11 protein-coding genes and 1 pseudogene are annotated in these 12649 nt (G+C 73.0%); 6 read left to right on the top strand and 6 right to left on the bottom strand.

The genetic code is table 11. From position 1 onward, the window contains the following. The first annotated feature begins 201 nt into the window (after window positions 1-201). A complete protein-coding gene (locus tag ACTHMS_RS08835; RefSeq protein WP_440306293.1) occupies window positions 202-798 on the top strand; it encodes an N-acetyltransferase family protein in 597 nt (198 codons plus the stop codon). A gap of 31 nt (window positions 799-829) precedes the next feature. Next, window positions 830-3514 carry a DNA polymerase I gene (gene polA / locus ACTHMS_RS08830; protein WP_440306292.1) on the top strand — a complete coding sequence of 895 codons (2685 nt, stop codon included), beginning with the start codon at window positions 830-832 and terminating at the stop codon, window positions 3512-3514. 32 nt (window positions 3515-3546) lie between these two features. On the opposite strand, the gene ACTHMS_RS08825 is transcribed toward polA, so the two are convergent. Next, on the bottom strand, window positions 3547-4983 hold the full coding sequence (locus tag ACTHMS_RS08825; protein ID WP_440306291.1) for an FUSC family protein: 1437 nt from the start codon (window positions 4981-4983) through the stop codon (window positions 3547-3549). Continuing rightward, a complete protein-coding gene (locus ACTHMS_RS08820; RefSeq protein ID WP_440306290.1) occupies window positions 4980-5438 on the bottom strand; it encodes a MarR family winged helix-turn-helix transcriptional regulator in 459 nt (152 codons plus the stop codon). Before ACTHMS_RS08820 ends, ACTHMS_RS08825 begins: the two co-directional genes overlap by 4 nt. A 69-nt stretch (window positions 5439-5507) precedes the next feature. On the opposite strand from ACTHMS_RS08820, the gene ACTHMS_RS08815 reads away from it, so the two are divergent. Beyond that, a complete protein-coding gene (locus tag ACTHMS_RS08815; protein WP_440306289.1) occupies window positions 5508-6809 on the top strand; it encodes a hypothetical protein in 1302 nt (433 codons plus the stop codon). A 12-nt stretch (window positions 6810-6821) separates the two neighbouring features. Here the strand turns inward: ACTHMS_RS08815 and ACTHMS_RS08810 are convergent, their stop codons facing one another. From ACTHMS_RS08810 to ACTHMS_RS08800, 3 genes are read right to left on the bottom strand one after another with little or no spacing between them, the layout of a single operon-like run. Further along, on the bottom strand, window positions 6822-7685 hold the full coding sequence (locus tag ACTHMS_RS08810) for a GNAT family N-acetyltransferase (RefSeq protein ID WP_440306288.1): 864 nt from the start codon (window positions 7683-7685) through the stop codon (window positions 6822-6824). 36 nt (window positions 7686-7721) lie between these two features. After that, window positions 7722-8579, bottom strand: coding sequence for a class I SAM-dependent methyltransferase (locus tag ACTHMS_RS08805; RefSeq protein WP_440306287.1), 858 nt, complete (start codon window positions 8577-8579; stop codon window positions 7722-7724). Beyond that, window positions 8530-8718, bottom strand: a complete 189-nt coding sequence (locus tag ACTHMS_RS08800; RefSeq protein ID WP_440306286.1) for a hypothetical protein — start codon at window positions 8716-8718, stop codon at window positions 8530-8532. Before ACTHMS_RS08800 ends, ACTHMS_RS08805 begins: the two co-directional genes overlap by 50 nt. Before the next feature lie 75 nt (window positions 8719-8793). Here ACTHMS_RS08800 and ACTHMS_RS08795 point away from each other — a divergent pair, with 75 nt between their 5' ends. Beyond that, window positions 8794-9762, top strand: coding sequence for an alpha/beta hydrolase (locus ACTHMS_RS08795; protein ID WP_440306285.1), 969 nt, complete (start codon window positions 8794-8796; stop codon window positions 9760-9762). A 165-nt stretch (window positions 9763-9927) separates the two neighbouring features. After that, window positions 9928-11379, top strand: a complete 1452-nt coding sequence (gene rpsA / locus ACTHMS_RS08790) for a 30S ribosomal protein S1 (protein ID WP_440306284.1) — start codon at window positions 9928-9930, stop codon at window positions 11377-11379. 172 nt (window positions 11380-11551) lie between these two features. Here rpsA and ACTHMS_RS08785 read toward each other — a convergent pair whose 3' ends face one another. Beyond that, window positions 11552-12463, bottom strand: coding sequence for a TIGR03619 family F420-dependent LLM class oxidoreductase (locus ACTHMS_RS08785; protein WP_440306283.1), 912 nt, complete (start codon window positions 12461-12463; stop codon window positions 11552-11554). Window positions 12464-12481: 18 nt separating this feature from the next. Between ACTHMS_RS08785 and ACTHMS_RS08780 the strand changes: the two are divergent. Next, window positions 12482-12649, top strand: a pseudogene (locus tag ACTHMS_RS08780) (dephospho-CoA kinase); the annotation flags it as partial.

The following is a 12649-nucleotide window of genomic DNA, read 5'->3' as shown; positions in this document are numbered from 1 at the left end:
CGACGAGTCGCTGACCAAGGCCTACCTCGGCGGCTGACCTCCGCCGCCGCGGTGCCGGCGGGGCGCGAATCGTAACCGGATCGTGACCTCGACGGAAGGTGCGCGCGCAGTAGTTGCCAGCTCAGCTACCTGGCGCGCCGTCGATCTCCGGCTGCCTCGAGGGTGACGCCCGAGCACTCGTCGACCAGCCGGAGGAGCGTCGTGTCACGACCTGGTGTCCGCGTCCGTCCGGCCACCGTCGACGACGTCCCCGGCCTGGTCGGCCTGGCGCGGTCGCTCGACCTCAACGCCGGGCTGTTCAGCGGCCGCCCGCTGCTCGACCCGTCGCCCGAGCACCTCGGCCAGCGGTTCACCGAGATCATCGGCCACGCCGAGCGGCACCTGCTCGTCGGCGTCGACGACGCCGGCACGGTCGTCGGCCTGCTCGCCGCCCGCCGCGACGACATCGGCGCCATCGACCTCACCCCGGTGCTGCACGTGTCGCACCTCATGGTCGCGCCGACGCACCGCCGGCGCGGCGTCGGCCGGGCGCTGCTCGCGGGGTCGGTGCACCTGGCCGAGCAGCTCGGCATCGACCACCTGCTCGCCACCGCCACGTCCCAGTCGCGCGAGGGCAACCGCTACCTCGCCCGGCTCGGCTTCAAGCCGCTCGTCACCCAGCGCATCGCGCCGGTGCCCGGGCTGCGCCGCACCCTCGGCATGACCGATCTCGGCAGCCGGGTGGCCGTGCTGCGGCGTGCCCGGCTCGGCCGGGCGGCGCGGCCGCCGATCGCGGCCGGCTCGGCCGAGCACGCCTGACCCGCGGCTGCTGTCAGACCCGCTCTCTAGAGTGAGAGCCGTGCCTCGCCTGCTGCTCCTCGACGGTCATTCGCTCGCGTACCGCGCGTTCTACGCGCTGCGAGAGGTCGACATGCAGACCTCGACGGGTCAGCCGACGAACGCCGTGTTCGGCTTCACGTCCATGCTCATCAACCTGCTGCGCGACGAGGAACCGACGCACATCGGCGTCGCCTTCGACGTTTCGCGAGCGACCTTCCGCATGGAGGCCTACGCCGATTACAAGGCGGGCCGGTCGACGACGCCCGACGACTTCCGCGGCCAGGTCGAACTGATCCGCAAAGTGCTCGACGCGCTGCGCATCCGCTACCTCGGCGTCGAGGGCTACGAGGCCGACGACGTCATCGCGACGCTCACGACGCAGGCCGTGGCCGACGGCATGCAGGTGCTCATCTGCACCGGCGACCGCGACGCGCTGCAACTGGTCAGCGACGACGTCACGGTGCTCTACCCGCGCCGCGGCGTCAGCGACCTGACCCGCTTCACGCCGGAGGCGGTGCAGGAGAAGTACGAGCTCACCCCCGCGCAGTACCCCGACTTCGCCGCGTTGCGCGGCGATCCGTCGGACAACCTGCCCGGCATCGCCGGCGTCGGTGAGAAGACCGCCGCGAAGTGGGTGCGCGAGTACGGGTCGCTCGTCGCACTCGCCGAGCGGGTCGACACGGTGAAGGGCAAGGCCGGTGACGCGCTGCGCGAGAACCTCGCCAGCGTGCTGCGCAACCGGCAGCTCACCGAGCTCGTCCGCGACGTCCCGCTCGACATCACGCCGGCCGACCTCGAGCGGCAGCAGTGGGACCGCGAGGAGGTGCACCAGCTCTTCGACGACCTGCAGTTCCGGGTGTTGCGGGAGCGGCTGTTCGCCTCGGTCGCGGCGGCCGAGCCCGAGGCCGACGAGGGCTTCGACGTCGCCACCAGCCGGCTGCAGCCGGACGAGGTCGCGCAGTGGCTGGACGAACACGCCCGCGACGGGCGTCCGGTGGGCGTGGCGTTCCGTGGCACGTGGGGCCGTGGCGTCGGGCAGTTCACCGGCATCGCGCTGGCCGCCGCCGACGGCGCGGCCGCGTTCCTGGTGCCGGAGGTGCTCACCGCCGACGACGAGCGGGCGTTCGCCGGCTGGCTCGCCGACGCGGGCGTGCCGAAGAGCGTGCACGACGTGAAGGGGCCGCTGCTCGCGCTGCGCCAGCACGGCTGGACGCTCGCCGGTGTCACCAGCGACACCCAGCTGGCCGCGTACCTGCTGCGTCCCGACCAGCGCTCGTTCGACCTCGCCGACCTCGCCCTGCGCTACCTGCGGCGCGAGTTGCGCTCGAACGTCGAGGAGTCGGGCCAGCTCACCCTCGACGGCGGCGCGGACGAGTCCGATGACGCCCTCGCGCAGGTCGAGACGGTGCGGGCGACGGCGATCCGCGACCTCGCCGAGGCCTTCGCCACCGAGCTCGACGCCGGCAACCAGATGAAGCTGCTCACCGACCTCGAGCTGCCGCTCACCTACGTGCTGTCGGACATGGAGGCCGTGGGCATCGCCGTCGACACCGACGCGCTGGTCTCGTTCCAGGCCGAGATGGCCGCGCAGATCAAGGACGTCGAGAGCGAGGCGCACACGATGGTGGGGCGCCCGTTCAACCTCTGCTCGCCGAAGCAGCTGCAAGAGATCCTCTTCGACCAGTACGGGCTGCCGAAGACCAAGCGGATCAAGACCGGCTACACGACCGACGCCGACTCGCTCGCCGACCTGTACGAGAAGACGCAGCACCCCGTGCTCGAGCTGCTGCTGCGCCACCGCGAGGTCGCCCGGCTGAAGTCGGTGGTCGACGGCCTGTTGCCGCTGGTCGACGACGTCGGCCGCATCCACACCACGTTCAACCAGACCATCGCCGCCACCGGGCGGTTGTCGTCGACCGACCCGAACCTGCAGAACATCCCGGTGCGCACGGCCGAGGGGCGGCGCATCCGCGAAGCGTTCACGGTCGGCCCGGGCTACGAGGCGATCATGACCGCCGACTACAGCCAGATCGAGATGCGGATCATGGCGCACCTGTCGCAGGACGCCGGCCTCATCGAGGCGTTCACGACGGGGGAGGACCTGCACACCTTCGTCGCGTCCCGCGCCTTCGACCTGCCGCCGGAGGAGATCGACAGCGAGCTGCGGCGCCGGGTGAAGGCCATGTCCTACGGCCTGGCCTACGGCCTGTCGGCGTTCGGGCTCTCGAAGCAGCTCAAGATCAGCACGGACGAGGCGCGCGGGCAGATGGACGCGTACTTCAGCCGCTTCGGCGGCGTGCGCGACTACCTGCGCTCGGTCGTCGAGGAGGCCCGCCGCACCGGCTTCACCGAGACCATCATGGGCCGGCGCCGGTACCTCGCGAACCTGACCAGCGACAACCGCAACCTGCGCGAGATGGCCGAGCGCGCCGCGCTGAACGCGCCGATCCAGGGCAGCGCGGCCGACATCATCAAGGTCGCGATGCTCGGCGTGCACCGCGGCCTCGCCGACGAGGGGCTGCGGTCACGGCTGCTGCTGCAGGTGCACGACGAGCTGGTGCTCGAGGTCGCCCCGGGTGAGCGCGACGCGGTCGAGGCGCTGGTGCGGCGCGAGATGGGTGGCGCGTTCCACCTCGACGTGCCGCTCGACGTCTCGGTCGGCGTCGGCCGCACCTGGCACGACGCCGCGCACTGACCCTCGGCGCACACGGCCCGCCACTCGCGGGCTCACTCGGCGGTCAGCGAGCGAGCCACCACGGCGAGCACGGTCGCCAGTTCGGCGCGCAGCTCGGCCGGGTCGGGCGCGTCCTTGCCGACCATCGAGCGGCGCACCCGCACCACCTGCCCGCGCAACCGGCGCCGCTCGACAGGGTCGGTCGGCAGATCGGCGGCCAGGGCCCGCAGCGCCTGAACCGCCTCGTACGGGTGCACGTGTCGGCGCCGCGTGGTCCGGTGCGCCGTGTGGCCTGCGCGCAGCGCCGGGGTGAGCTCGCCGAGCCGGTCCGCTGCTGCTGCGGTGGCGGCCGCGCAGGCGCCGAGGCCCGCGGCGGGCGGGGGCGCGGCCAGGTCGTCGGTGAGGGCGGCGAGGCAGTCGGCGATGCGGCGGCGCACGAGGTCACCGGTGCGCACCGGCAGCACGAACCAGGCGGACGCGACACCGAGCAGCCCGCCCACGACGATGCCCCCGAGCCGGTCGACCAGCACGGCGCTGCCACGGTCGCCACTGATGCCGCTGTACGCGTGCAGCAGCGCCTGCATGCCGGTCATCGCCGCGGCCCACCACGCGTAGCCGAACGCGCGCAGCACCAGGCCGACGGCCATCACGACGAAGAGCACCACGAGCAGGCGCTGATCACCCGCGTCCAGACGCCCGAGCGACAGCGCGACGCCGATCGTGCCCGCGGCCGCGCCGACCGACCGCAGCACCGCCTTGTGCGCGACGTCGCCGCGCCCGCGGTTGCCGCTCGCCACGATGTAGGCGGTGAGCACCGCCCAGGGCCAGTGCCGTCCGAAGAGCAGGTGCCCGGCCACCAGCGCGGCGGCGAGCCCGAGCGCCATCTGCAGCGCCATGCTGGTCGGCACGTCGACACGGCGCCGGCTCGGACGCCGCGTCGCAGCCTGAGCCGTCGGGGGCGGGGATGCCGCCGGCGCCGTGGCAGCTGCGTCGAGACCGGGCCGGGGCCCGACCACCGCGCGGGCCACGGACGTCCAGGCCAGCGCGAGCAGGCCGGCGACCGGTGCCCACACGAACGCCCCACCGAGACCGGTCGGCGGCCCGACGGCCGGCGTCACCAGCACGGCCAGGAAGGGCAACGACACGAGCCGGCCCGCGTCGCGCAGCCTGCCCTCGAAACGCCGAGCGAGGATGCCGACGCTCAGTCCGACGACGAGCAGCGACTGGCCCAGCCACGGTTCGTGCAGGATCAGCCACGCGACGCCGCTCGCAGCCTCGCCGACGACCGGCACCGTCACCAGCGCGGTCAGGCCGTGCTCGCCGCGCCCGACCCGGCCGAGCGTCAGCGCGAGCACGACCGAGAGCACCACCACGAGCACCGGCACGTCGAGGGCGAGGTGCAGGGCCACGGCACACCCGAAGCTGCCGAGCACCGCCGTCATCACCCGCGCCGCGTCGCGCAGCGCGCACACCCACGCGGCGCGGGTCACGGCTCGAGGGGCGCAACCCCGCCGCCGTGCGCCACGAGGCGTTGCATCAGCGCCGCCGCGGCACGCAGTGTCGCCTGCTCGTCGGGCGTGCAGATCTCCGCGATCGCCCTCGCCACCCACCGGTCGCGCGGCGACATCTCCGCCCGCAGCGCCGCGCGCCCGACGTCGGTGATCTCGAGCAGCGCGGCCCGGCGGTCGGTCGGGTCGGGGGTGGGCCGGATCGCGCCCCGGCGCTGCAGCGACGCCAACGACCGCGTCAACGACTGCGGCACCATCCGCAGCTGGTCGGCGACCTCGCCGGGCGTGATCGGTCCGTGGGTGGCCACGCGGCCGAGTACCGCCACCTCGGTGAGGGTGAGGTGGCCGGCCCGCTCGACCCGCGCCCGGGCGGCGAGCGCCGTCGCCGCGCGGCGCAGTACGGCTGCGTCCGCCAGCTGTCCAGCAGTGGTTCGCACCTGCTGACCATATGGTCAGCACGTGCTGACCATCAACCGTCGTTCAGCACACGTCGATAAGGTCGCCCGGTGCATCGTCGCATCATCGCCCTGCTGACCGTGCTGGTCGCGGCCGTCGCGGCCGTTGGCTGCTCGTCCGGCAGCAGCAGCAATGACGGACAGCGCTGCAGGGGCACGTGCACCGGCAGCATCGACGGCGCCGCCTACGTGATCCGTCTGCCCGGGCACTGGAACGGCACGCTGCTCGTCTACACACACGGCTACCGCGACCCCGCGACCCCGCGTCCCGGACGGGCCGTCGTCTCGGTCGGTGAGGACCTCGGGCTGCCGTCCGACCCCGTCGTGTCGACGCTGCTCGGCCAGGGCTACGCGCTCGCGGGATCCTCGACCGCCGCGGGGTGGACACCGCAGCAGGCGACCGCGGCCGACAAGGCCCTCTACGAGCGCTTCGTGTACCTGCACGGCACCCCGAAGCGCACGCTGGCCTGGGGCGGATCGATGGGCGGGCTCATCACGACCCTGCTCGCCGAGGGCGCCGACTGGGTCGACGGGGCGGCGCCGATGTGCGGCGTCGTCGCCGGCCCGTTGCGCAACTTCGACAACATGCGCGAGGCGATCTGGGCGACGAGGGCGCTGCTGCTGCCCGACCTGCAGGTGACCGGCTTCGCGTCGCGGGCGGCCGCCGCGCAGGCCGGCGCCGCGGCGACCACGGCGATCGCGCAGGCCGCGGCGGCAGGTGGTGACCGGGCCGCGCGCGTCGCCTACCTGGCCCTGACCCTCGGACTGCCGCTGCGCAGCCCGCAGCACCCGGCCGGCCCGAACCTCGCCGCGCTCGCCGACAACCTCGGCGCGTACGTGACCTTCGCGCTCACCCTCGGGCACGACTTCCGGCAGCGGTTCGGCGGCGATCCGGGGCAGGCACAGCCGCCGCCGGCGCCGACACCGACGATCAGCGCCGCGGTCGCCGTCCTCGGCGGCGACGCCGCGACCTATGCCGCCGCGCTGGCCGCCACCTCGCCGTTCCCCGCCGACGCGGCCGCCCGACAGGCCGCCGAGGCGTCCGGCGACCCGACGGGACGGCTGCAGGTACCGACCATCGCGCTGCACGGGCTGGGCGACCCGATCGCGATCCCGGCGAACGAGGCCGTGCTCGCCCAGCGTGTGGCCGCCGCCGGGACGTCCGGCCGGTTGCTGCAGGTCTACGCGCCGGCGGTCGACGCGGCGTCCGGCATCGGCCACTGCGTCTTCAGCAGCCGGCAGGTCGTCGGCACGATCGACGCCCTGGACGCGTGGGTGCGCACCGGCAGCCGCCCCGGCACCGTGCCCGGCACGACGACGGGCGCCGACGTCGGCAACTGGCCCGAAGCCTGACGGGCGCGGGTCTCAGCGCGGCGCGACGTAGGTGCGGTACTCGCGGTCGATCCGCAGGCCGACGCTGAGGTACAGCGACAGCGCGCCCTCGTTGCTCGCCTGCACCGACAGTCCGAGCGACGTCGCGCCCGCGGCGACGCGGCGCCGCAGCGACTCGGTCAGCAGGGCGCGTCCGAGACCCTGGCGACGCTCCGACTTCGCCGTCGCCAGCTGCGACACCCAGCCGGTGCCGTCGTCCCAGATGCGGCCGAGCGCGACGCCGACGATGCGGCCGTCGCGTCGGGCGACCACCTGCTGCGCGAGGTCGGTCTGGTCGGTGACGAAGATCGACCGCCAGTCGTCGAGGCTCCGCTCGGGATGACCCGGGATCTCGGCCCAGGCGGCGTCCACGTAGATCAACCGGTGCACCGCCTCGAGGTCCGCCCGGTCGAGGTCGTCGATCGTGACGCCGTCCGGCCACTGCGGCGTGTCGAGCCGGAGGTCCGGCGTCACGTCGCACAGCAGGTCGAACGACGAGTATGCGTGCTGCCAGCCCGCCGCCTCGAGCCGCGCGACGAGGGCGGCGTCGCGACTCAACGCCTCGACCCGGCCGGGCCGCTCGGCGAACCACGGCAGCAGCACGTCGCACACCGGGCCGGCGTCGGTGCCGGGATCGATCGCCAGCACGCTGTCGTGCCCGAAGCGCTGCCCGGCGGCGATCAGCCGGTCGCCGTCGAACAGCAGTCGGGTGTTGTCGGCGAGCGGCTCGGCCAGGTCGAGGAACTCGCGCACCTCGTCGGCGCTGCGTTCCGGCCGGCCGAACCAGTGGGTGTCGATCCGGGCGTCGAGGTCGGTGAGGGCGGCGACGTCGTCGGACGCGGCGGGACGGATGTGCACCTGTCGACCGTAATGATCAGCGCGAGCCGTTTGGGCTCAGCCGGGCCGTTCGCAGACGTAGATCGCCGTGCCGGGCAGGATCGCGCCCCGCAGCGGCGACCACTGCCCCCACGGTTCGGTGTGCCCGGCGGGCCAGACGGGTTCGACCAGGTCGACGAGGCGCAGCCCCGCCGCGACGAGCTCGCGCACCCGGTCGCCGAGCGTGCGGTGGTGCTCGACGTAGGTGGGCGTGCCGTCGTCCGCGAACTCGACGTAGGGCGTGCGGTCCCAGTACGGCATGGTCGCCGTGAGCCCGTCGGGTCCGGGATCGTCGGGGAACGACCAGCGGATCGGATGCGTCGTCGCGAACACGAACCGCCCGCCCGCGCGCAGCACCCGCGCGGCCTCGGCCATCACCGCAGCCGAGTCGGCCACGAACGGCACCGCACCGAAGGCGGTGAAGACGATGTCGAAGGACGCGTCCGGGAAGGGCAGTGCTCGCGCGTCGGCCTGCACGAGCGGCACTTCGACGCCGGTGCGTGCCGACGCCGCCCGCGCCTGGCGCAGCATCCCCGACGACAGGTCGGACGCGACCGGCCGGGCGCCCTGCCCGACCAGCCACCGCGAGCACATCGCGGCCCCGCACCCGATCTCGAGCACCTCGCGCCCGCGCACGTCGCCCAGCAGGTGCGCGTCGGCCTCGCGCAGCCGCTCGGGGCACCACACGAAGTCGGCGTCGCCGAGGAAGTCACCGTGCTCGGCGGCGTACGCGTCCGCCTCGGCGTCCCACCAGCGGCGGTTGGCCCGCGCGGTGCTGGCCGGATCGGTCGCGCGCCGCCCCACGCCGACCGGCTGCGGCGCCGGGTCAGCTGCGGCCGCCACCGGGCCCCCCGCGTCCGATATCACGTCCGTCACCGTCGGGCTCGACCACGCCGCCGGGCGGCGCGGCATCCCGTGCGTGGCTGCGCAGGCGGGCCTCGTGCGCGGTGGTCGTGGCGAACCGCGTGAACGCGACGGCGGCCACCACCAGCAGCACCAGCACCGCGAAGCCCATGCTGCGACGATAGGCCGCCGCCCCGGCGGATACGCTCACCAGTCGTCCGACGATGCACATCCTGAGGGAGGACGCGTGACGGTCGCCCGCCGCACCCGGCTCGCCTGGCGCGTGATCGAGCTGCTCGAGGGCGGCTCGGTGATGCAGCAGCCGCCCGAGCGCATCCTGCGGGCGCGGCGCCGCCGCCAGCGGATGAGCCGGCTGCCCGGTGGCTGGTTGTTGACCGGCCGTCCGGACGCCCGCGCCCGCATCGAGCCGGGGGAGTTGCGGCTCGACGACGGCACCGTCCTGCCGATCCGCACCTACCGCCCGAAGGACGCGGGACGCGGCCCGCTGCCCGTCGTCGTCAACTTCCACGGCGGCGGCTGGGTGTCCGGCGACCCGTACCAGTCGGAGTGGTGGTGCGCCGGCGTCGCCGCGAAGGCGGGCGTCGTCGTGGTCTCGGTCGACTACCGGCTGGCGCCCGAGTACCGCTTCCCCGTGCCGGCCGAGGACTGCTACGCGGCGACGGCGTGGGTGGTCGCGAACGCGACCTCGCTGAACGTCGACCCCGAGCGGGTGGCCGTCATGGGCGACAGCGCCGGCGGCAACCTGGCGGCCGCCGTCTGTCTCATGGCCCGTGACCGGGGCGGACCCGCGATCGCCCTGCAGGTGCTGATCTATCCGTCGGTCGACCTGGCCCACCGGCTGCCGTCCGAGACCGAGAACGCGAACGGGCCGGTGCTGTACAAGGCCGATCTCGAGAACACCCCGCGCGTGTACCTGCGCGACGTCGAGGCCGACGCGACCAACCCGTACGTCTCGCCGCTGCTCGGCGATGCGGGCGGCCTGCCGCCGGCGATCATCCAGACCGCCCAGCACGACCCGCTGCGTGATCACGGGCCGGCGTACGCCGAGCACCTGCGCGCCTCGGGCGTCGAGGTGCGTCTCACCAACTACGCCGACGGCGTGCACGGCTACATCTCGCTGCCCGGCATCGTCCCGGTCGCCGCGGAGGCCCTCGAGGACGCCGCCCGCGAGATCCGCGAGATGCTCAAGGCCTAGGGCGTTCCGTCCGGAATGCTCGTGGGTTTGGGGGTGTTCCGTCGGGGCGAGTAGGCTTCCGCCTGCGGACAGGTCTGTGGCCTCGACATGGAGTAGGCCACTCATCGGTTTGGTGATCAGGACCTGGCGCGCCCGCACGACCCACTGTCAGGATCCAACGACTTCATGACGTCCACCATCTCGTCCCCTACCACCCCGCAGGTCGCAGTCAACGACATCGGCTCGCTCGAGGAACTCCTCGCGGCCGTTGACGGCACCATCAAGCCCTTCAATGACGGCGACATCGTCGAGGGCACCATCGTCAAGGTCGACCGCGACGAGGTCCTGCTCGACATCGGTTACAAGACCGAAGGTGTCATCCCCTCCCGCGAGCTCTCCATCAAGCACGACGTCGACCCGTCCGAGGTCGTCAGCGTCGGCGATGAGATCGAGGCCCTGGTCCTCCAGAAGGAGGACAAGGAGGGCCGCCTCATCCTGTCCAAGAAGCGCGCTCAGTACGAGCGGGCCTGGGGCACTATCGAGGAGAAGAAGGAGCGCGACGAGGTCGTCGAGGGCACCGTCATCGAGGTGGTCAAGGGCGGTCTGATCCTCGACATCGGGCTGCGCGGCTTCCTGCCGGCGTCGCTGGTCGAGATGCGCCGCGTGCGCGACCTGCAGCCCTACGTGGGCAAGACGCTCGAGGCGAAGATCATCGAGCTCGACAAGAACCGCAACAACGTCGTGCTGTCGCGCCGTGCGTGGCTCGAGCAGACCCAGTCCGAGGTGCGCAGCGAGTTCCTCAACAAGCTGGCCAAGGGCCAGGTGCGCACCGGTGTCGTCTCGTCGATCGTCAACTTCGGTGCGTTCGTCGACCTCGGCGGCGTCGACGGCCTCGTGCACGTCAGCGAGCTGTCCTGGAAGCACATCGACCACCCGTCCGAGGTCGTCGAGGTCGGCCAGGAGGTCACCGTCGAGGTGCTCGACATCGACCTCGACCGCGAGCGTGTCTCCCTGTCGCTGAAGGCGACGCAGGAGGACCCGTGGCGTCACTTCGCCCGCACGCACCAGATCGGCCAGGTCGTGCCCGGCAAGGTCACCAAGCTGGTGCCGTTCGGTGCGTTCGTCCGCGTCCAGGACGGCATCGAGGGCCTGGTGCACATCTCGGAGCTCGCCGAGCGTCACGTCGAGATCCCCGAGCAGGTCGTCAACGTCGGCGACGAGCTGCTGGTCAAGGTCATCGACATCGACCTCGAGCGGCGCCGCATCTCGCTGTCACTGAAGCAGGCCAACGAGGGCGACCTCACCGAGGAGGCCTTCGACCCGGCCGCCTACGGCATGGAGTCGCAGTACGACGCCCAGGGCAACTACATCTACCCCGAGGGCTTCGACCCCGACACCCAGGAGTGGCTCGAGGGCTACGACGCCCAGCGCGAGGCGTGGGAGAAGCAGTACGCCGCGGCCCGCGAGCGGTTCGAGGCGAACAAGAAGCAGCTCGAGGAGGCCCGCAAGGCCGACGCGGCTGCCGCGAACGAGGCCGGCGAGTCGACGTCGTACTCGTCCGAGTCGGCCGACACGGGCGGCACGCTCGCGTCGGACGAGGCGCTCGCCGCGCTGCGCGAGAAGCTGGCCGGCCGCTGACCTGAGCGGTCTCAGCGTCTGACCTACAGCGTCTGACACACAGGGCCCGGAGCTTCGGCTCCGGGCCCTGTGTCATGTCGCCGCTGGCGCCGGCGCGTGTGTGACCACGCTGCGGGGTGACACGCCGTGCCAGCGCCCGCAGCGTGGCCACACACCCGGTCGGTCACACGACTCAGCGGGCGGTGCACGCCTCCAGGACGCCCAGCGCCCGGTCGAGCGACCGCTGCGGGTCGGCGGTGTCGTTCCCGACCTCGTCCGAGTCGAAGTTCAGGTCCAGGAAGACCTCGTCGACGACGCCGGACGACTCGTACCGCGCCAGGTCGGCGGCGATCTGCTCAGGCGTGCCTTGCAGCGGGCGGCGGTCGTCGCCCGGGACCTCGTCGCGCACCATGGTCACGCCCCGCATGACGCAGCGCGGCGCGGGCCGCCCGGCCTCGTCGGCGGTCGCGCGGATGATGTTCATCGCGGCGGTGACGTCGGCGAGCGTCGCGCGGCTGTTGCTGATGAAGCCGTCGCCCCGCCGCCCGGCCCGGCGGTAGGCGGCCTCGCTGCTGCCGCCGATGTAGATGGGCGGACGAGGCTGCTGGACGCAGCGGGGGAGCACCTCCGACGCGGGCACCGAGTAGAAGTCGCCCCGGAACCCCTCGGTCGGGTTCGTCAGCACGGCGTCGAGGCAGTCGAGCCACTCGTCGAACCGCTTGCCCCGCCGTTCCATCGGCAGGCCGACCGTCTCGTACTCCTCGGCGTTCCAGCCGAGGCCGATGCCGGCGTCGAGTCGCCCGTCGGACAGTACGTCGACCGCGGCGAGCTGCTTGGCCAGCACGGCCGGTGCGTAGAACGGGCCGTTGACGACGGCGACGCCGAGGCGGACGCGGCTGGTGACGGCCGCGGCGTACGCGAGCGTCGTGATCGGATCGAGCACGCTGCGGTAGACCGACGGCATCGGCGTCCCGACGGGGTAGAGGACGCGTTGGAACGTCCACACACCGCGGCACCCCGCGCGCTCGGCGGCTTGCGCGACCGTGACGATGTTCGCCGGGGTGGCCCAGGATCCGGACGTCGGCAGGGCGATCGAGAGCTCCACTGCACTAGCGTGCCTCACGTGCAGGTGGGACTGACGGGTGGAGTCGGGTCGGGCAAGTCGACCGTCGAGGCTCGGCTGGCCTAAAACGGCGCCGTGATCATAGACGCGGACGCTATCGAACGCGAGGTCGTCGAGCCTGGGACGCCGGGGCTTGCCGCCGTCGTCGACCGCTTCGGTCCCGAGGTG

Origin of the sequence: Jatrophihabitans sp. (genome assembly GCF_051960575.1) — a bacterium.
Taxonomy (GTDB): Bacteria; Actinomycetota; Actinomycetes; order Mycobacteriales; family Jatrophihabitantaceae; genus JBQCEE01.
The sequence above is the reverse complement of the archived record's forward strand: the minus strand, read 5'-3'. Positions and strand labels throughout refer to the sequence as shown.